The following is a 19,305-nucleotide window of genomic DNA, read 5'->3' on the forward strand; positions in this document are numbered from 1 at the left end:
GTGTCACTGCTCCTGAGGGTGCTGCCGGGTCGGGGGGAAGTCTGCGGTATCGGTGGTGTGTACGGCGAGGGTCCGGTCCGGATTCAGCCGTACGACGATGTGGCGGCGCCATGCCGAGTCGTCGCGGTCGGGCTCGTCCTCGCGCCAGTGGCAGCCCCGGGTCTCCTCGCGCCGGAGGGCGGCGGCGACCAGGACGCGGGCCACGCACAGGAGGTTGGTGGCCTCCCAGGTGTCGACGCCGGGCTCGGCCGTCTTGCCGTTCTCGGCGAGGGCGTCCCGGGCGTCCGCGTGGAGCTGGTGCAGGGCGTCCGCCGCGCCGGCCAGGGACTCGGCCGAGCGCAGCACGCCCGCGCCCCGGGTCATGGTCCGCTGGATCGCGAACCGGGCCTCGGGCGCGAGCAGCGGGTGCGCGGGCCGCTCGGGCTGCTCGACGGGGTCGGGCACACGCGCGTGGAGGCCGTTCGCCTTCTGGACCGCCGCGATGTCCGCCACGATCCGCTCGGCGTAGACCAGGCCCTCCAGGAGCGAGTTGGAGGCGAGCCGGTTGGCGCCGTGCACGCCGGTGCAGGCGACCTCGCCGCACGCGTACAGGCCCGGCACGGTGGTGCGGCCCCGGGAGTCGGTGCGGACGCCGCCGGAGGCGTAGTGGGCGGCCGGCGCGATCGGGATGGGCTCGGTGACCGGGTCGATGCCGTGGGCGCGGCAGGCGGCGAGGATCGTCGGGAAGCGGTGCTCCCACATGTCGGCGCCGAAGTGCCGGGCGTCGAGGAACATGTGCTCGGCGTCCAGCTCCTGCATCCGGCGGGTGATGCCCTTGGCGACGATGTCCCGGGGCGCGAGCTCGGCCAGTTCGTGCTGGCCGACCATGAAGCGCACCCCGTCGGCGTCGACCAGGTGGGCGCCCTCGCCGCGCACGGCCTCGGAGACGAGCGGCTGCTGGCCCTCCGCGTCCGCGCCGAGGAACAGCACGGTGGGGTGGAACTGCACGAACTCCAGATCGCTGACCTCGGCGCCCGCGCGCAGGGCGAGCGCGACGCCGTCGCCGGTCGACACGGACGGGTTGGTGGTCGCGGAGAAGACCTGGCCCATGCCGCCGGTCGCGAGGACCACCGCGGGGGCGTGCACGGCGCCCACGCCGTCGTGCTGGCCCTCGCCCATGACGTGCAGGGTGACGCCGGCCGTACGGCCCTCGGCGTCGGTCAGCAGGTCGAGCACGAGCGCGTTCTCGATCGTGCGCAGGCCCCGCGCGCGTACCGCCTCGACGAGCGCGCGGGAGATCTCCGCGCCGGTCGCGTCACCGCCCGCGTGGGCGATCCGGCGCCGGTGGTGGCCGCCCTCGCGGGTGAGCTCCAGGTCGCCGGCCTCGGACTCGTCGAAGTGCGCGCCGGTCGCGATCAGCCGTCGTACGGCGTCGGGGCCCTCGGTGACGAGGATCCGGACGGCCTCCTCGTCGCACAGGCCCGCGCCCGCGACCAGGGTGTCGTCCAGGTGCTGTTCGGGGGTGTCGCCCTCGCCGAGGGCCGCGGCGATGCCGCCCTGCGCCCAGCGGGTGGAGCCGTCGTCGAGGCGGGCCTTGGTGACGACGACGGTCCTCAGGCCCTCCGCCTCGCAGCGCAGGGCCGCGGTGAGGCCGGCGACGCCGGAGCCGACGACCACGACGTCCGCGTCGATGGACCACCCGGGGGCGGGCGCATGGAGGTGGAGGTGAGCGCGAAGCGCTCTCGTTTGAGGGTGGTGGTGGGCGACGGGCGGGCGTATGCCTGTGCTGGTCACGAGGCGGCTCCGAGGGTTTTTCCGAAGGTCAGGGGGATGTTGTCGATCAGCCGGGTCGTCCCTACCCGGGCGGCGACGGCGAGGACGGCCTCGCCGGTGAAGTCGTCGTCGATCTCGCTGAAGTCGGACGGGTCGACGAGCGCGAGGTAGTCCAGGGCGAGCGGCGGGTCCTGGCGGGCGGCGTCGTCCAGGATCAGCCGGGCGGCCGCGCGGACGGCCGAGGGGGCGCCCGGGAGGGCCTTGGCGACGGCGTGCGCGTCGGCGGCCGCGCGGGATTCGCCGAGGGCGCTCAGGGCCTCGGCACGCGCGTGGGTGGCGGGTACCTCGCGGGCCCGCGCGCGCAGTGCCTCCTGCGCTGCGTGCCGGTCGCGGCCCGCGAACAGGGCCCGGGACAGCGCGAGCGCCGTGCGCCGCTGCTGCGGGGTGAGGTAGCGGTTGCGGCTGGACATGGCCAGGCCGTCGTCCTCGCGCACGGTGGGCACGCCGACGATGTCGATGCCGAAGTTCAGGTCGCGCACCATGCGGCGGATCAGGGCGAGCTGCTGGGCGTCCTTCTGGCCGTAGAGGGCGACGTCGGGGCGGGTGAGGTGGAGCAGCTTGGCGACGACGGTGAGCATGCCGTCGAAGTGACCGGGGCGCGAGGCGCCCTCCAGGCGCTCCCCCATGGGGCCCGCGCTGATGCGCACCTGGGGCTCGCCGCCCGGGTAGACCTCGTCGACCGAGGGCGCGAAGACGGCGTCCGCGCCGGCGTCCTCGGCGATCTTGAGGTCGGCGTCCAGGGTGCGCGGGTAGCGGTCGAGGTCCTCCCCCGCACCGAACTGGAGGGGGTTCACGAAGACGGTGACGACGACCTCGCCGTCCGGTCCCGCGATCTCGCGCGCGGTGCGGATCAGGGTGGCGTGGCCCTCGTGCAGGGCGCCCATGGTCATCACGACGGCCCGGCGGCCCGCACGCGTGCGTGCGTGCAGTTCGTCGGCGGTGCGCAGCGGGGTGATGCTCATCGGGCGTCTCCCTCGGAGCCGTGGGTCCCGTCGGTCTGGCCGGCGAGCACCCCGAGCAGGTCCTCGGCGAGCTCCGGCTTCAGCAGCCCCTGGGCGAGCGCGCGGTCGGCGGTCGCGCGGGCCATCGCCAGATAGCCGGCGACGGTCTGCGGGGCGTGCTTGCGCAGCTCGGTGACGTGCGCGGCGACGGTGCCGGCGTCGCCGCGCGCGACCGGGCCGGTGAGCGCCGCGTCGCCGGAACGCAGGGCGTTGTCGAGGGCGGCGCCGAGCAGCGGGCCGAGCATCCGGTCCGGGGCCTCGACGCCGGCCGAGCGCAGCAGTTCCATGGCCTGGGCGACCAGGGTGACCAGGTGGTTGGCGCCGAGGGCGAGGGCCGCGTGGTAGAGCGGGCGTTTCGCCTCCTCGATCCACTCGGGCTCGCCACCCATCTCGATGACGAGGGCCTCGGCGGCCAGCCGCAGCTCCTCGGGCGCGGTGACGCCGAAGGAGCAGCCGGCGAGACGCTGGACGTCCACGGGGGTGCCGGTGAAGGTCATCGCCGGGTGCAGGGCCAGCGGCAGCGCGCCCGCGCGCAGGGCGGGGTCCAGGACTTTCGCGCCGTACCGCCCCGAGGTGTGCACGAGCAGCTGCCCCGGCCGCACGGCCCCGGTCTCGGCCAGGCCCTCCACGAGTCCGGGCAGGGTGTCGTCGGGGACGGTCAGCAACACCAGGTCGGCGCGCTGGAGGACGTCCGCGGGGGCGACGAGCGGAACGTCCGGGAGCATCAGCTCGGCACGCCGCCGGGAGGCGTCGGAGACCCCGGAGACGGCCACCGGGCGGTGCCCGGCGAGCTGGAGGGACGCGGCGAGCGCGGGACCCACACGGCCGGCGCCGACGACGCCTACGGTGAGCCGCGCGGGGCGGTCCTTGCTGTCTGGCTGTTGGGCTGTACTCACTCGACGGCGGCCTTCCCGTTCCAGTCCGCATCTGGGTACCGGACGATTTCTCGTCATGTTAACGCTATCGGTCCCGGGGGCGTTCGGTTGTCCACAGGCTGTGGGTGGCCGCGGGCGGCGGAGCGGGGGAAATCCGGTGCCCGCCGCCGGAGCCGCGCGAGATGATCCGGGCATGGGTGACACAGCGCGGCAGAGCGCGGGGCAGGCAGCGGAGGACCTCTCGCAGGAGCGGGAACTCACGGAGGAGGAACGGCTGTTGCGCCGCCGGGCACGGCGCATCGACGCGTACCGGAAGGCCGGGCGCACACTGGCGCGCCTCGAACTGCTCGCCCCGCTGCGCGAGCGCCTCGCACGGCTCGACGGGGCCGAAGCGCTCCACGACCTGGACGAACCGTCCGACCTCTACGGCAACGGCATCGTCGAGGCCCTGGAGGAGAGGGTCGCGGCTCTCCTCGGCAAGGAGGCGGCCGCGTTCTTCCCGACCGGCACGATGGCCCAGCAGGTGGCGTTGCGCTGCTGGGCGGGCCGCTCCGGCAACCCCACCGTCGCCCTGCACGCCCTGGCCCACCCCGAGGTGCACGAGCGGAACGCCTTCCGGGAGGTCTCCGGTCTGCGCCCGGTCCATGTGACGAGCGAACCCCGGCAGCCCAGCGCCGACGAAATCCGCGGCTTCGAGGAGCCCTTCGGGGCGCTGATGCTGGAACTGCCCCTGAGGGACGCCGGTTTCGTGCTGCCCACCTGGGAGGAGCTCACCGAGGTCGTGGCGGCCGCGCGCGAGCGGGACGCGGTGGTGCACTTCGACGGCGCCCGACTGTGGGAGACCACCGTCCACTTCGGCCGCCCCCTGGACGAGATCGCGGACCTCGCGGACAGCGTCTACGTGTCGTTCTACAAGTCCCTCCAGGCCTACGGCGGGGCCGCGCTCGCCGGCCCGAGGACCCTGATCGAGGAGGCGAAGACCTGGCGGCACCGGTACGGCGGCGCGGTCTTCCAGCAGTTCCCGACCGTCCTGTCGGCCCTCGCGGGGCTGGAGCGGGAACTGCCCCGGCTGCCCGAGTACGTGACCCACGCGCGCGTGGTGGCCGCCGCGCTGCGCGAGGGGTTCACGCAGGCCGGGTTGCCGTGGGCCCGGGTGCACCCCGAGGTGCCGCACACCTTCGACTTCCAGGTCTGGCTGCCGTACGGCGTCGACGAGGTCTCCGAGGCGGCGATCCGGCAGTCGGAGGAGACGGGGACGGCCCTGTTCATCAACCCCTGGGACGAGAAGGGCCCGGGCCTGTCCATGACCGAGGTCTACGTCCGCGCCGCGGCCCTGGAGTGGACCGCGGCGGACGTACGGACGGCGGCCGCGGACTTCGCCGCGCGGCTGCCGGGCGCCGGTGCCCGGAGCACGACCGCCTGAGCCCGCCCGCCCCGCCTCAGCCCTGCCCGCCGCCCGCCCGGACCAGCCCCGTCTCGTAGGCGAGGACCACCACCTGCACCCGGTCCCTGAGGCTCAGCTTGGTGAGGATGCGGCCGACGTGCGTCTTCACCGTGGCCTCGGACAGCACCAGCCGGGCCGCGATCTCGCCGTTGGACAGCCCCTGCGCGACCAGCACCATGACCTCGCGCTCACGGTCGGTGAGCCGCTCCAGCTCCTGGTGCTGCGGCTGCTTGCCGGTGGTGGGCAGCATCGGCGCGAACCGGTCGAGCAGACGCCGGGTCGTCGACGGGGCGACCACGGCGTCACCGCTGTGCACCGAGCGGATCGCGGTGAGCAGTTCGCCGGGCGGCACGTCCTTGAGCATGAACCCGGAGGCGCCCGCCTTCAGCCCGGAGAAGGCGTACTCGTCGAGGTCGAAGGTGGTCAGGATCAGCACCTTCGGCGGATCGGGCTCCGAGCAGATGCGGCGGGTGGTCTCCACCCCGTCCAGCTTCGGCATGCGGACGTCCATCAGGACGACGTCGACGGCGGTCGAGCGCAGCACCTGGAGGGCCTCCACCCCGTCCCCCGCCTCCGCGACGACCTCCATGTCCGGCTGGGCGGCGAGCACCATCCGGAACCCGGTGCGCAGCAGCACCTGGTCGTCGACGAGCATCACGCGGATCGTCATCGGTCCTCTTCCGTTCCTCGGGGGTCTAACGGCGTGTCACGGGGGTCTTACGGCGTGCTCGTCACGGGGGGCGTGACAGGTGTCAACAGGGGGCGTGCGTCGGCGTCAATGCGCCGGTTTGAGCGGCAGCAGCGCACTGATGCGGAATCCTCCGCCGGGGCGGGGGCCCGCGTCCAGGGTGCCCCCGACCATGCCGACCCGCTCGCGCATGCCGATCAGGCCGTGGCCCGCTCCGTCTGCGCCGCCCTCCTCGTAGAGCTCGTGCGGGGCGCCCTTGCCGTCGTCCTCGACGAGCAGGCCGAGGCCGTCGTCGAAGTAGACCAGGCGCACGCTCGCGCCCGCGTTCGGGCCGCCGTGCTTGCGCGTGTTGGTGAGTGCCTCCTGCACGATCCGGTACGCGGTGAGCTCGACGCCGCTGGGCAGCGGGCGCGGGGTGCCCTCGACCTTGAAGTCGACGGGGAGCCCGGAGCCTCGGCACTGCTCGACCAGGTCCTCGATCTGCTCGACGTCGGGCTGCGGGACGTACTCGCCGCCCTCCTGGTGCTCGCCGGTGCGCAGCACGCCCAGCAGCCGGCGCATCTCGGCGAGGGCCTGGCGGCCGGTGGAGGAGATGGTCTCCAGGGCCTTCTTGGCCTGGTCGGGCGCGGCGTCGAGGACATAGGCGGCGCCGTCGGCCTGGACGACCATGACCGACACGTTGTGCGCGACGACGTCGTGCAGTTCGCGGGCGATCCGGGCGCGCTCGGCGGCGACGGCGACCTTGGCCTGCGCCTCGCGCTCCTTCTCCAGACGGGCGTTGCGCTCCTCCAGCTGCGCGAAGTACGCACGGCGGGTGCGGATCGAGTCCCCGAGCACCCAGGCCAGGGCGAACGGCACGGTCTGGAAGATCATGATCGCGACATTGCCGAGGGTGCTGGAGTGCTCCTCGGGCCAGCGCAGCTGCGCCGCGGGGGCCGCGCACAGGCCCGCCGTCAGGGCCAGCCGGGAGGCCCCGCGGGAGGCGGTGGCGGCCACGGTGTAGACGATCACCAGGAAGGCGAAGTCGGCGGCCGTGGTCTCCACGTCCAGCACGAGCTGCGCCACCCCGACCCCGATGGCCAGCAGCAGCATCTTCTCCGGCATCCGCCGGCGCAGCGCGATCACCAGGCACAACAGCAGGACGACCGGGATGATCACGAGCGGGGACCCGGTCCCCTGGGACTCCCCACGGGCGGTTTCGCTCGCGAGCGAGATCCCGAACAGGAAGACGGCCCAGAAGACGTCGACCCCTGTCGGGTGCCTGCGGAGGAAGTCATAGAGGCGCTGCACGTAACCCAGCGTAGGGAAGCGTGAAGTGTGCGGGGGTCAACCGGAGGACCGATCCGTACCGCCCGCGCGTACTCCCCAAGGTGGAGGCTGCGTTCACCTGGGCGCCTAGCCTGACGGCGTGAGCGATGACACGAGGGACGGGCCGGCGGGCGAGTGGACCGGCTGGCGGGCCGCCGCCGAGGCCGCCCTGTACGGCCCGGACGGCTTCTACCGCAGGCCGGAGGGGCCGGCCGGGCACTTCCGTACGTCCGTGCACGCCTCCCCGTTGTTCGCCGACGCTGTGGCCCGGCTGCTGTGCCGCGTGGACGAGGCCCTGGGCCGGCCCGCCCGGCTCGACTTCGTCGACATGGCCGCGGGCCGGGGCGAGCTGGCCACCGGCGTCCTCGCCGCCCTGCCCGCCGAGGTGAGCGCCCGCACACGCGTGTACGCCGTCGAGGTCGCCGACCGCCCCGCGGGCCTCGCTCACCGGATCGAGTGGCTGCACGAGCCCCCGAGCGGCGTCGCCGGGCTGCTGTTCGCCAACGAATGGCTGGACAACGTGCCCGTGGAGATCGCCGAGACGGACTCCTCGGGCGTGCCGCGCCGGGTTCTCGTACGACGGGACGGTCGCGAACGCCTCGGGGAACCGGTCGCCGGGGCGGAGGCCGACTGGCTGGACCGGTGGTGGCCGCTGCCGCCGGAGGAGGGGCTGCGGGCCGAGATCGGGCTGCCCCGGGGCCATGCGTGGGCGTCGGCGGTCGCGACCGTCGAGCGGGGCCTCGCGGTCGCTGTGGACTACGCGCACACGGCCCTCACCCGGCCCCCCTTCGGCACGCTCACCGGCTTTCGCGAGGGCCGCGAGACTCCCCCGGTACCGGACGGGTCGTGCGACCTGACCGCCCATGTGGCGCTGGACGCGTGCACACTGCCCGGCGGGCGCGTCCTGCGCCAGCGGGACGCGCTGCGCGCCCTCGGCATCGCGGGCGCACGCCCCCCGCTCGCCCTCGCCTCGACCCGCCCCGCCGAGTACGTCCGCGCCCTCGCGCGCGCCGGGGAGGCCGCCGAGCTCACCGCGGCGGGCGGGCTCGGCGACTTCGGCTGGCTGCTCCAGCCGGTGGGGATCCCGGACTCACCCGCCGGCCGCGCGGCCCTACTTGTCGATGTCCCCGACCACGAAGAACAGTGACCCGAGGATCGCCACCATGTCCGCCACCAGCGTCCCCGGCAGCAGCTCGACCAGCGCCTGGATGTTGTTGTAGGAGGCCGAGCGCAGCTTCAGCCGGTACGGGGTCTTCTCGCCCTTGCTGACGAGGTAGTAGCCGTTGATGCCGAGCGGGTTCTCGGTCCACGCGTACGTGTGCCCCTCGGGCGCCTTGAGGACCTTCGGGAGCCGCTGGTTGATCGGGCCGGGCGGCAGCTCCGCGAGCCGGTCGAGGCAGGCGTCGGCGAGGTCGAGGGCGTTGTGGGTCTGCTCCAGGAGGACCTCGAAGCGGGCCAGGCAGTCGCCCTCCTTCCGGGTCACCACCTTCAGCGTGTCCTGGAGCTCGCCGTAGGCGAGGTAGGGCTCGTCGCGCCGCAGGTCGAAGTCGACGCCCGAGGCGCGCGCGATGGGCCCGCTGACGCCGTAGGCGTGCACGGTCTCCGGCGCGAGGACACCGACGTCCCGGGTGCGTCCCCGGAAGATCTCGTTGCCCAGCACCAGGTCGTCGAAGCGGTCCATGCGCGAGCGCACGGCGGAGACGGCGGCACGCGCGCGCGTGGCCCAGCCGGCCGGCAGGTCCTCCTTGAGGCCGCCGACCCGGTTGAACATGTAGTGCATGCGGCCGCCGGAGACCTCCTCCATGACGTTCTGGAGGACCTCCCGCTCCCGGAACGCGTAGAAGACCGGGGTGATGCCGCCCAGCTCCAGCGGGTACGAGCCCAGGAACATCAGGTGGTTCAGCACCCGGTTGAGCTCGGCGAGCAGCGTGCGCGTCCACACCGCGCGCGTGGGCACCTCCATGCCGAGCATGCGCTCCACGCCGAGGACGACGCCCAGCTCGTTGGAGAAGGCCGACAGCCAGTCGTGGCGGTTGGCGAGCATGATGATCTGGCGGTAGTCGCGCGCCTCGAACAGCTTCTCCGCGCCCCGGTGCATGTAGCCGATCACCGGCTCCGCGCTGACGATGCGCTCGCCGTCCAGGACCAGCCGCAGGCGCAGCACGCCATGGGTGGACGGGTGCTGCGGTCCGATGTTGAGCACCATGTCGGTGCTCTCCGCGGCGCCACCGATGCCGACCGTGGTCTCCGTCGTAGGAGTCATGGACACAGTCTGTCCTACGTACGCTGGCCCCATGGAGACGGGGAGCGGGCAGGACACAGAGGTCGCGGGGGCGGAGCCGGTGTGGACCGGGCTGCCGCCGGGGCTGCTGCGGATGCGGCGGCTGTTGCTGGTGGTGTGGCTGGGACTGCTCGCCGTGGCCCTCGGGCTGCTGCTGGGGCTGCTGTGCGGTCCGGCCTGGGCGGCCTTCGCGCTGCTGCCGCTCGCCCTCATGGGCTGGGGCTGGGTGCTGATCGGCCGCAACTGGCGCTCCTGGCGCTACGCCGAGCGCGCGGACGACCTGCTGATCAGCCGGGGCGTGCTGTGGCGCGAGGAGACCGTGGTGCCGTACGGCCGCATGCAGCTGGTGGAGGTCACCTCCGGGCCCGTGGAGCGGCACTTCGGGCTGGCCAGCGTGCAGCTGCACACGGCGGCCGCGGCGACCGACGCGACCATCCCGGGCCTGGACCCGGCCGAGGCGGAACGGCTGCGGGACCGGCTCACCGAACTCGGCGAGGCCCGATCGGCGGGCCTGTGACGGCGCCGGGCGTCGACGACGCCGTACACGAGAAGGAGGCCGTCAGCGAGCGGCGGCTGCATCCCATAACGCCGCTCAGGCGGGCGTGGGCGCCGGTGGCCGTGGTCATCGGGTGGGCGGTGCACGACCCCGACCAGGCGCAGCGCCAGCTGACCCGGCTGACGACCACCACGCTGCTGATCGCGCTCGCCGTCGTGGTGCCGGCCGCCGCCCTGTACGGCTTTCTCACCTGGTGGTTCACCCACTTCGCGGTCACCGACAGCGAACTGCGCATCCGGACCGGCCTGTTGTTCCGGCGCACCGCGCACATCCGGCTGGAGCGGATCCAGGCGATCGACGTCACCCAGCCGCTCCTCGCGCGCGTGGCGGGAGTCGCGAAGCTCCGGCTCGATGTCGTCGGCACCGACAAGAAGGACGAGTTGGCCTTCCTCGGGGAGCGCGAGGCGCGGGCGCTGCGCGCGGAACTGCTGGCGCGCGCCGCCGGGTTCGCTCCTGAGACCGCGCACGAGGTCGGTGAGGCACCGGCGCGCGAGTTGATGCGCACGCCCCCGCGCGACCTCGCGCTGTCCCTGGTGCTGACCGGCGCCACCTGGGTGAGCCTGCTCGCCGCCCTCGTCGTACCGCCGCTGCTGTGGTGGGCCACCGAGAGCGTGTGGACGGTCCTGGCGACCGCCGTGCCGCTGCTCGGCGCGGCGGGTGCGAGCAGTGTGGGGCGGTTCGTCAGCGAGTACGACTGGACGGTCGGCGAGTCCCAGGACGGGCTGCGGATCGACCACGGCCTCCTGGACCGCAGCCATGAGACGGTGCCGCCGGGGCGGGTGCAGACCGTGCGGGTCGTGGAGCCGCTGCTGTGGCGGCGGCGCGGCTGGGTGCGGGTCGAGCTGGACGTGGCGGGGTCGTCCAACTCGGTGCTGGTGCCGGTCGCTCCGCGCGAGGTCGCCGAGGCGGTCGTCGCGCGCGTGCTGCCCGGAGTGGTCGTACCGCCCTTGTCGGAGCTGTCACGGCCCCCGCGGCGGGCCGGGCGGTGTGTGCCCGTGTGGTGGCGCGGCCACGGACTCGCCGTCACCGATGCGGTGTTCGTCTCCCGGCAGGGGCTGCTGCGGCGGAGCCTGGCGCTCGTCCCGCACGCGAAGGTCCAGAGCGTACGACTCGCTCAGGGGCCCTGGAAGCGGCTGTGGCGGCTCGCCGACGTGCACGTGGACACGGGAGCGAACAAGACCGTCACGGCCCGTCTGAGGGACGCTCAGGAGGCCGCGGAGCTGCTCCGGGCGCAGGCGGAGCGGTCACGGACGGGACGGAGAGGGGCACGGCCCGACCGGTGGATGGTCTGACCGTGCCCCTCGCGAGCGTCTGTGACGTCCGTCGTCGGTCCGTCGTACGTCCGTCAGGAGACCGCGCTGCGCAGTCCCTGGAGGTTGATCTGTTCCGTCTCGTCGTGGGCGGTCAGGTCGATGACCTGGCCGACGCCCCGGGACTCCTCGTCGGCCGGCTTGAACTCCGCCTCCGACTCGGCCTTGTGCAGGGCGAGCGCCTCCTGGCCGACGACGTCGGCGAGGTCCTCGTTCTGCACGGCCTCCAGCGCGTCGCGCGAGGCCCCCGACTTCGTGCCGAAGAAGTCGAACCCGCCCTCGACCCGCGGGCGCCGCTCGGGCGCGGTGGGCACGACCGCCACGGCGGTCGGCGCGATGAAGTGCCCGGCGGGCTGCTGCGGCTGGGCGGCTCTGGCCGTGGCGGTGGCCGCCGCGGCCGTGGTGGTGGCGGCCGCGCGCTCATGCCCGTCGACCGCCTCGGGCTTCCCCCGCGCCTCGTCCTCCTGCGCGGCCTCCGCGTCGGTTCCGGCGGCGTCCGCCGCGCGCGCACCGGCGTTCACGGGCTCCGACCCGGCCGGGGAGCTCTTGGGCTCGGCCGTCGGGCCGCTCTTCGCGTCAGTCCTGGTGTCGCCCTTGGGGTCGGCACCGACATCGCTCCGGGACCCGGCCTTGGTCTTCGCGCCGGCCTTCACCTCGGGCTCGGTCTTCGCCTCCGCGCCGGCCTCCGGCTCGGCTTCCGCACCGGCCTCCGACGCGACTCCCGCCTCGGTCTCCGACCCGGCATCGGCCCGCGTCCCGGAGTCCCCGTCCTCGTCGCCGTTCCTGGCCCCGTCCCCGTCGGCGCCCGCGTCGAGCCGCTTGAGCGCCGCGTCGGCCCGCAGCCACAGCCGGGAACCCTCGGGCGAGAAGACCGCGGGCCGCTCCGAACGCTCCTGCGCGGCCTCGGAGTTCTCCGCCTCGACACCGGCCCCGCCATCGGCCTCGGTCCCGGTCCCGTCCTCGACCGCGGCAGCCACCGCCACGGCCTCGACGTCCGCCCGCTCCGCCGACGGCAGCGCACGCGCCGGCGCGGCCTCTATCTCCAGCAGCCGGCGGCCCTCCAGGGCGCTCGCCCGCTCGGTCTCCGCCGTGGCGTACCGCCGCAGCAGAGCCGCGTGTTCGTTGCGCAGCCCGGCCAGTTCCGCGCGCTTGGCCCGCAGCCGCTGCTCCAGCTTGGCGCGCAGCTCCCGCGACTCCTCGAGGTCGGTCTCGAGTTCGGCGACCCGCTCCTCGTGCCGCCACTCGTCGCTCGCACGCGCGCGCGTGAGGTCGGCGACCTGTTTGCCCGCCTGCGCGTCCCAACGGCGCATGACGGCCGCGCCCACGACCGCGACCGCCGCGGCGAACGCGGCTATCACGCGGAGCACGGCCTGCTGCGAGAAGACCCAGGGGCCGAAGGCGCAGACGAGGGAGACGCCTGCGATCGCCGACGGAGGCAGCAGCCTGTGCAGAGGCGGGGAATGGCGGTGACGTCCACGTGGCATGGCCAGAAACTTACCGCGCGTAGGCGAAGCATGGTGCCCCGCCCCGTAAAAACACAGCCATACCGCGACCTTCACCCGACATCAGGAATCCGAACCGCCGCCGAATTCGCTTCATCGATCACCGAGCAGCCCGCTGACCCACTCCAAGGTCGCCGGGATCTCCCGCCGCCAGGTGTTGAAGTTGTGCCCGCCGCTTTCGAGGATGATCGACGAGATCCGTGTCGTTTCCTTCGCCTTCACCCGCTCTATGAACTTCAACGTGTCCTTGTAGTTCGCCTCGCCCTCCTTGCTGCTGCTGACGAGCAGTGAGGTGTCGGGGCCGGGCAGGTGCTTGAGGCACCACCACAGGTTCGCGCGGTTCCGCAGCGCCTTGTCGCCCTGGAACAGGTCGCCCGTGGTGGGGTCGACGGGCGCCTTGTAGTACGGGGACAGGCCCGCGCCCGCCGCGTAGACCCCGGGGTGGTGCATGGCGAGCTTCAGCGCGCAGTAGCCGCCCGTGGAGTCGCCGATGATCCCCCAGCTCCGCGGCCCCTCGGTCACCCGGTAGTGCTGCGTCACCGCCTGGGGCAGGTCCTCGGCGAAGAACGACTCGGTCTGCGGACCGCCCGGGACGTCCACGCACTCGGTGTCGCGCGGAGGCGCCACCGTCGGCCGCAGCATCACCAGGATCATCGGCCGCATACGCCCGTCCTTGACGAGTTGAAGAGCCGTGCGCGGATAGTGGAGTTTGTCCACCAGCGCTCTCGCGGTACCCGGATAACCGGTGAGGACCACGGCCGCCGGGAACGTACGCGCGCGATAGCGCTCCTGGAAATACTCCGGCGGCAGATAGATGTACGCGGGCGAGGCGATGTGCGTCGTACGGCCGACGATGTCGACCTTCTGGACCTGCCCCACCGAGGACGGCCGAAAGCCGCTCCTGCCGGGCACGCCGCCTATCTCGGTCACCCGCAGCGGATCGCTCGACCGGTTGCCCGGGGTGTGGTCGACCACCACACCCTGGTCGGTCTCCTGGCCGAACAGGTCGGCCCAGGAGGCGTAGAACCCGAAGGTCTGGTTGGCGAAGAGTCCCACCGACACGAAGAGCGAGAGCTGCACCGCGAACAGCAGCGCCACACGGCCGCTGACGGACCGCCAGCCTCTCCGGGCCAGCCGTGGCCACAGCCACACCGTGCAGGCGAACAGCGCCACGGCGGCCAAGGCGGCCGGCACCAGTGTGTTGTTGCTCGTGAGACCCATTGCTTGCTTTCGCTTTCCTCGGCCTTTGAAACGGCTTTGAGGAGCTGAGTGAACCTCTCCTCACGAGACACCGTCCTAGAGGGCGCAATGTCGCCGGATGCCCGAATCGGGCTCCGGATCCAAAGTCACTCGCAGAACCACGGGATGCGATGTCTGTCAGGACAGATGAGGAAATGTCGGGCGGGGTTCCGATCCGATCAACACGGCTGCGGCGTGCACTGCACGGACCGCGCCCCGAGGCCGTCCCCGTCCTCGTCGCCAGAGCCTGCGCACTCGTAGGCCTTCTGGACATCGCCGCCGGCGTCTTCCCGCGCTTCCGGCACAGCCGTATGCACACCCTGGCCGAGGTGCTGCCCGGCGCGCTCGGCCCGTTCGCGGCCGCGCTCTCGCTCAGCACCGGTGTGCTGTTGCTGCTGCTCGCGCACGGCCTCAGGCGCCACAAGCGCCGGGCCTGGCGCGCGGCCGTGGCCCTGCTGCCGGCGGGCGCGCTCGCGCAGTTCACCTACCGCCACTCGCTCGTCGGGGTGGCCATCTCGCTCGCCCTGCTCGCACCGCTGCTGCGCCACCGCGACCAGTTCAGGGCGCTGCCCGACCCGCGCAGCAGGTGGCGCGCGCTCGCCAACTTCGTCCTCATGGGCGCCGGTTCCCTCGTCCTCGGGCTGATCATCGTCAGCGTCCACCCGAACCGCATGGTCGGCGACCCGAGCCTGGCCGACCGCATCACGCACGTCCTGTACGGCCTGTTCGGCTTCGAGGGCCCGGTCGACTACCAGGGCGACACCTCGTGGACCGTCGGCGTCTCCCTGGGCGCCCTGGGCCTGCTCACGGCCATCACCACGATCTACCTCGCCTTCCGCCCCGAACACCCCGCCGCCCGCCTCACCGAGGAGGACGAGTCCCGCCTGCGGGCCCTGCTGGCCAAGCACGGCGGACGTGACTCCCTCGGCCACTTCGCGCTGCGCCGCGACAAGGCCGTCGTCTTCTCCCCCAGTGGCAAGGCGGCCGTCACCTACCGCGTCGTCTCCGGCGTGATGCTCGCCAGCGGCGACCCGATCGGGGACGTCGAGGCCTGGCCGGGCGCCATCGAGCGCTTCATGGACGAGGCCAAGGCGCACTCCTGGACGCCCGCCGTCATGGGCTGCTCGGAGACCGGCGGCGAGGTCTGGACCCGCGAGACCGGCCTGGACGCCCTCGAACTGGGCGACGAGGCGGTGGTGGACGTCGCGGATTTCTCGCTCGCCGGCCGCGCGATGCGCAATGTGCGCCAGATGGTCAAGCGCATCGAGCGCGCCGGTTACGAGACCCGGGTACGGCGCGTCCGTGACCTCGGGGAGACCGAGCTGGAACGGATCCGGCAGGCCGCCGACGACTGGCGCGGCACCGACACCGAGCGCGGCTTCTCGATGGCGCTGGGCCGCATCGGCGACCTCGCCGACGGCGACTGCCTCATCGCCACCGCCCACAAGGCCGACGACCAGCCCGGCCCCTACGGCGACCTCAAGGCGATCCTGCACTTCGTGCCCTGGGGCACCGACGGCGCCTCCCTGGACCTGATGCGACGGGACCGCTCGGCCGACCCCGGCATGAACGAACTGCTCATCGTCGCGGCCCTCCAGGCGGCCCCGAAGTTCGGCATCACGCGCGTGTCGCTGAACTTCGCCATGTTCCGCTCGGCCCTCGCCCGCGGCGAGAAGATCGGCGCCGGGCCGGTGCTGCGCGCCTGGCGGGGCCTGCTGGTCTTCCTGTCCCGCTGGTTCCAGATCGAGTCCCTGTACAAGTTCAACGCGAAGTTCCAGCCCCGCTGGGAGCCCCGCTTCGTCGTCTACCGGGCCTCCGGCGACCTCCCGCGCATCGGCTTCGCCGCCATGCAGGCGGAGGGCTTCGTCAACCTCGCCCTCCCGCTGCCGCGCTTCCTGCGCCGCCGCTCGCACACCGCACGCGCGTGTGCCCACGCGGTCGGGGAGCGGGACGTAAGAGCGGCGTGACCGGCCGCTCCGGGACTGGCCCGGACGGAAGCCCCACCCCTCCTCCAGCCCGGGGGCTTCCGTCCGGGCCGCGCGGTCCCGCGGCCGCACGCTGGGCCTAGGCTGAACGCATGAGCAAGCAGAGCGGACGCGGGCGCGTCGCCGGCCTTCCGGAATGGGACCGCTGCGCGGTCATGGGGGTCGTGAACGTCACCCCCGACTCCTTCTCCGACGGCGGCCGCTGGTTCGACACGACGGCCGCCGTCAAGCACGGCCTCACCCTCGTCGAGGAAGGCGCCGACCTCGTGGACGTCGGCGGCGAGTCCACCCGCCCCGGCGCCACCCGCGTCGACGAGGCCGAGGAACTCCGGCGCGTCGTCCCCGTCGTCCGCGGCCTCGCCGCCGAAGGCGTCACCGTCTCGGTGGACACCATGCGCGCCCGGGTCGCCGAAGAGGCGCTCGCCGCGGGCGCGGTCCTCGTCAACGACGTCAGCGGCGGTCTCGCCGACCCCGCGATGATCCCGGTGGTCGCCGACGCGGGCGCCCCCTTCGTCGTCATGCACTGGCGCGGCTTCCTGGAGGGCGGCAACGTCAAGGGCGTCTACGCCGACGTCGTCGCCGAGGTCGTCGACGAACTCCACGCGCGCGTGGACGCCGTCCTCGCGGGCGGCATCTCCCCGGACCGCGTGGTCGTCGACCCGGGCCTCGGGTTCTCCAAGGACGCCGAGCACGACCTGGTCCTCCTCTCCCACCTCGACCGCCTCCTCGACCTCGGCCACCCCCTCCTCGTGGCCGCCTCCCGCAAACGGTTCCTCGGCCGTGTCCTCGCCGGACCGCAGGGCGCCCCGCCGCCCGCACGCGAGCGAGACGCCGCCACGGCCGCCGTCTCCGCCCTCGCCGCGCACGCCGGCGCGTGGGCCGTACGCGTGCACGAGGTCCGCGCGACGGCGGACGCGGTACGGGTCGCCCGCGCCGTGGAAGGAGCGCGCACCGCGGAAGCGCGTACCGAGGGCGCGAGCAGCGCGGACAACGGCGCGGAAGGAGCCCGGTGAGCGCCCCCCACACCGACGTGGAACAGGTGGAGGCCGCCAACACGGCCTTCTACGAGGCACTGGAGCGCGGCGACTTCGAAGGGGTCTCCTCGCTCTGGCTCACACCCGCCGACCTGGGCGTCGACGAGGAGTACCACGACCCGGCCGACGTCGGCGTGGTCTCCTGCGTGCACCCCGGCTGGCCCGTGCTGACCGGCCGCGGCGAGGTCCTCAGGTCGTACGCGCTGATCATGGCGAACACCGACTACATCCAGTTCTTCCTCACCGACGTGCATGTCTCCGTCACCGGCGACACCGCCCTGGTGACCTGTACCGAGAACATCCTCAGCGGCGGCCCCGCACCCGAGGGCGGCGAGGAACTCGGTCCGCTCGTCGGCCAGCTGGTCGTCGCCACCAACGTGTTCCGCCGCACCCCCGACGGCTGGAAGCTCTGGTCCCACCACGCCTCCCCCGTCCTGGCCGAGAACGACGAGGACGAGGACGACGACACCCCGTCCTGAAAACCCGCCGGCCCCCCTTCCCCCACCCGTGGGGACCAAGAAGTGGTTGGAATCACGAACCCCTGGGTAGGGGCGGCTACCAACCCGTGAGCCGCCGGGTTCCCCAGGGGAAACACCCGCTGAAGCCCCCTGACCCCGGTACCGGCCCGCGCCCGCGTGGCCCGGCCGTGTCAGTGCTCGCAGGTAGATTCGTTCGAGGCCGGTGTGCCGCCCGCACACGGCACGGACCGGCCGTACCGACGATTGCAGGAGTGATTCGCGTGGATCGTGTCGCGCTGCGCGGCCTGAAGGCCCGCGGGCACCACGGTGTGTTCCCCAAGGAGCGCGAGGAGGGCCAGACCTTCCTCGTGGACCTCGTCCTCGGACTGGACACCCGGCCGGCCGCCGCCGACGACGACCTGACGAAGACCGTGCACTACGGCATCGTGGCGGAGGAGGTCGTGGCCGTCGTCGAGGGTGAGCCCGTCAACCTCATCGAGACGCTCGCCGAGCGCATCGCCCAGGCCTGTCTGAAGCACCAGCGGGTAGAGGAGGTCGAGGTCAGGGTCCACAAACCCGACGCACCGATCACCGTGCCCTTCGACGACGTGACCGTCACCATCACCCGGAGCCGAGTATGACCGCGTCCTTCGCCGCGGGTCCGAGCGACCCGACCGTACAGCCGGTGCCCGCCTCGGTCGTGCAGCAGGTGGACGCCGCCGACACCACCCTCCACAACCCCAAGCGCGCCGTGATCTCCCTCGGCTCCAACCTCGGCAACCGCCTGGAGACCCTCCAGGGCGCCATCGACGCCCTGGAGGACACCCCCGGCGTCCGCGTGAAGTCGGTCTCCCCGGTCTACGAGACCGAGCCGTGGGGCGTGGCCGCCGACAGCCAGCCGTCGTACTTCAACGCGGTCGTCGTCCTGAAGACCACACTGCCCCCGTCCTCCCTGCTGGAGCGGGCGCACGCGGTCGAGGAGGCCTTCAACCGGGTGCGGGACGAGCGCTGGGGCCCGCGCACCCTCGACGTCGACATCGTCGCCTACGCCGAGATGGTCTCCGACGACCCGGTCCTCACCCTGCCCCACCCCCGCGCCCACGAGCGCGCCTTCGTCCTCGCCCCCTGGCACGACGTGGAGCCCGAGGCCCAGCTGCCCGGCCACGGTCCGGTCGCGGCCCTCCTCGACTCCGTCACGCGGGACGGCGTGGAAGCCCGCAAGGACCTGGAACTCCGGCTGCCCGAATAGCCGTTAAGGTCAAGACGGCCACACTTCGTGGGACGACGGGGGAGCTGAAGGAACACCGTGAGAGAGCTGCGCATCAGGCTGCTGGCCGGCGTCTTCGCCGTCGCCGGAGTCCTGTCCTGGGCGGGCGCCCGCCTGTGGAACTCGGTCGGGACCCTGCCCAGCGTCCCGCTGGCCGCGCCCATCGTCCTCGCCCTGATCGCCGTGGTCCTCGTGGCCACGGCCCTGTCCATCCGCGCCCGCCTGAAGGCCCAGCGCGAGCGCGCCCCCGAGGCGAAGGGCGTCGACCCCCTGATGGCGGCCCGCGCGGTCGTCTTCGGCCAGGCCAGCGCCCTGGTCGCCGCCCTCGTCTCCGGCATGTACGGCGGCACCGGCGTCTTCCTCCTGGAGTCCCTCGACATCCCCGCCCGCCGCGACCAGGCCATCTACGCCGGCTTCTCCGTCCTCGCGGGCATCGCGGTGATAGCGGCGGCCATCTTCCTGGAGCGCGTCTGCAAGCTCCCCGAGGACGACGACCGCAACACGGGGGCCCCGTCGGCGGCGTGAGGGCCGCCGCCAGGAAAGGA

Annotated in this window: 18 protein-coding genes; 10 read left to right on the forward strand and 8 right to left on the reverse strand. The window is 73.2% G+C overall.

Going from position 1 to position 19,305, the window contains the following annotated elements; all coding sequences use genetic code 11:
• Nucleotides 1-3 precede the first annotated feature (3 nt).
• Genes OHN19_RS18445 through OHN19_RS18455 form a run of 3 tightly spaced genes read right to left on the reverse strand, consistent with a single transcriptional unit; the run spans nucleotide 4 to nucleotide 3,709 of the window.
• A complete protein-coding gene (locus OHN19_RS18445; protein ID WP_419249525.1) occupies nucleotides 4-1,773 on the reverse strand; it encodes an L-aspartate oxidase in 1,770 nt (589 codons plus the stop codon).
• Nucleotides 1,770-2,774 (reverse strand): pantoate--beta-alanine ligase, encoded by a 1,005-nt coding sequence (gene panC / locus OHN19_RS18450; protein WP_330265231.1) that lies wholly within the window; start codon nucleotides 2,772-2,774, stop codon nucleotides 1,770-1,772. Before panC ends, OHN19_RS18445 begins: the two co-directional genes overlap by 4 nt.
• Complete coding sequence (locus tag OHN19_RS18455; protein ID WP_330265232.1) at nucleotides 2,771-3,709, reverse strand: Rossmann-like and DUF2520 domain-containing protein; 939 nt, start codon at nucleotides 3,707-3,709, stop codon at nucleotides 2,771-2,773. Before OHN19_RS18455 ends, panC begins: the two co-directional genes overlap by 4 nt.
• 172 nt (nucleotides 3,710-3,881) lie before the next feature.
• Here OHN19_RS18455 and OHN19_RS18460 point away from each other — a divergent pair, with 172 nt between their 5' ends.
• A complete protein-coding gene (locus OHN19_RS18460) occupies nucleotides 3,882-5,111 on the forward strand; it encodes a threonine aldolase family protein (protein ID WP_330265233.1) in 1,230 nt (409 codons plus the stop codon).
• Between the two features lie 16 nt (nucleotides 5,112-5,127).
• Here OHN19_RS18460 and OHN19_RS18465 read toward each other — a convergent pair whose 3' ends face one another.
• The gene (locus OHN19_RS18465) at nucleotides 5,128-5,802 is read right to left on the reverse strand and encodes a response regulator (RefSeq protein WP_123762283.1); all 675 of its coding nucleotides are present in this window, start codon (nucleotides 5,800-5,802) and stop codon (nucleotides 5,128-5,130) included.
• A gap of 105 nt (nucleotides 5,803-5,907) precedes the next feature.
• Nucleotides 5,908-7,110: a sensor histidine kinase gene (locus OHN19_RS18470; RefSeq protein WP_330265234.1), complete on the reverse strand. Its 1,203-nt coding sequence runs from the start codon at nucleotides 7,108-7,110 to the stop codon at nucleotides 5,908-5,910.
• A 118-nt stretch (nucleotides 7,111-7,228) separates the two neighbouring features.
• Between OHN19_RS18470 and OHN19_RS18475 the strand changes: the two genes are divergently transcribed.
• On the forward strand, nucleotides 7,229-8,275 hold the full coding sequence (locus tag OHN19_RS18475; RefSeq protein ID WP_330265235.1) for an SAM-dependent methyltransferase: 1,047 nt from the start codon (nucleotides 7,229-7,231) through the stop codon (nucleotides 8,273-8,275).
• On the opposite strand, the gene OHN19_RS18480 is transcribed toward OHN19_RS18475, so the two are convergent.
• A complete protein-coding gene (locus tag OHN19_RS18480) occupies nucleotides 8,240-9,391 on the reverse strand; it encodes an NADH-quinone oxidoreductase subunit D (protein WP_330265236.1) in 1,152 nt (383 codons plus the stop codon). The genes OHN19_RS18475 and OHN19_RS18480 overlap by 36 nt on opposite strands.
• 31 nt (nucleotides 9,392-9,422) lie before the next feature.
• Here OHN19_RS18480 and OHN19_RS18485 point away from each other — a divergent pair, with 31 nt between their 5' ends.
• Complete coding sequence (locus tag OHN19_RS18485; RefSeq protein WP_330265237.1) at nucleotides 9,423-9,926, forward strand: PH domain-containing protein; 504 nt, start codon at nucleotides 9,423-9,425, stop codon at nucleotides 9,924-9,926.
• A complete protein-coding gene (locus tag OHN19_RS18490; RefSeq protein ID WP_330265238.1) occupies nucleotides 9,923-11,257 on the forward strand; it encodes a PH domain-containing protein in 1,335 nt (444 codons plus the stop codon). Before OHN19_RS18485 ends, OHN19_RS18490 begins: the two co-directional genes overlap by 4 nt.
• 53 nt (nucleotides 11,258-11,310) lie before the next feature.
• On the opposite strand, the gene OHN19_RS18495 is transcribed toward OHN19_RS18490, so the two are convergent.
• Both OHN19_RS18495 and OHN19_RS18500 read right to left on the reverse strand, forming a co-directional pair.
• Entirely contained in the window at nucleotides 11,311-12,759 is a 1,449-nt protein-coding gene (locus OHN19_RS18495) for a hypothetical protein (protein WP_330265239.1), read from the reverse strand.
• Between the two features lie 111 nt (nucleotides 12,760-12,870).
• Complete coding sequence (locus OHN19_RS18500; RefSeq protein WP_330265240.1) at nucleotides 12,871-13,998, reverse strand: alpha/beta hydrolase; 1,128 nt, start codon at nucleotides 13,996-13,998, stop codon at nucleotides 12,871-12,873.
• 173 nt (nucleotides 13,999-14,171) lie between these two features.
• On the opposite strand from OHN19_RS18500, the gene OHN19_RS18505 reads away from it, so the two are divergent.
• From OHN19_RS18505 to OHN19_RS18530, 6 genes are all read left to right on the forward strand, one after another.
• A complete protein-coding gene (locus tag OHN19_RS18505; RefSeq protein WP_330265241.1) occupies nucleotides 14,172-15,983 on the forward strand; it encodes a phosphatidylglycerol lysyltransferase domain-containing protein in 1,812 nt (603 codons plus the stop codon).
• 110 nt (nucleotides 15,984-16,093) lie between these two features.
• On the forward strand, nucleotides 16,094-17,014 hold the full coding sequence (gene folP, locus OHN19_RS18510) for a dihydropteroate synthase (protein WP_330265242.1): 921 nt from the start codon (nucleotides 16,094-16,096) through the stop codon (nucleotides 17,012-17,014).
• Entirely contained in the window at nucleotides 17,011-17,514 is a 504-nt protein-coding gene (locus OHN19_RS18515) for a nuclear transport factor 2 family protein (protein WP_123762274.1), read from the forward strand. The genes folP and OHN19_RS18515 overlap by 4 nt, the downstream gene beginning before the upstream one ends.
• Before the next feature lie 260 nt (nucleotides 17,515-17,774).
• Nucleotides 17,775-18,134 (forward strand): dihydroneopterin aldolase, encoded by a 360-nt coding sequence (gene folB, locus OHN19_RS18520; protein ID WP_381297981.1) that lies wholly within the window; start codon nucleotides 17,775-17,777, stop codon nucleotides 18,132-18,134.
• Nucleotides 18,131-18,742 carry a 2-amino-4-hydroxy-6-hydroxymethyldihydropteridine diphosphokinase gene (gene folK, locus OHN19_RS18525; RefSeq protein ID WP_330265244.1) on the forward strand — a complete coding sequence of 204 codons (612 nt, stop codon included), beginning with the start codon at nucleotides 18,131-18,133 and terminating at the stop codon, nucleotides 18,740-18,742. Before folB ends, folK begins: the two co-directional genes overlap by 4 nt.
• Nucleotides 18,743-18,799: 57 nt before the next feature.
• On the forward strand, nucleotides 18,800-19,285 hold the full coding sequence (locus tag OHN19_RS18530; protein WP_330265245.1) for a DUF3180 domain-containing protein: 486 nt from the start codon (nucleotides 18,800-18,802) through the stop codon (nucleotides 19,283-19,285).
• Nucleotides 19,286-19,305: the final 20 nt, after the last annotated feature.

It is taken from the genome of Streptomyces griseorubiginosus, assembly GCF_036345115.1.
GTDB lineage: Bacteria > Actinomycetota > Actinomycetes > Streptomycetales > Streptomycetaceae > Streptomyces > Streptomyces griseorubiginosus_C.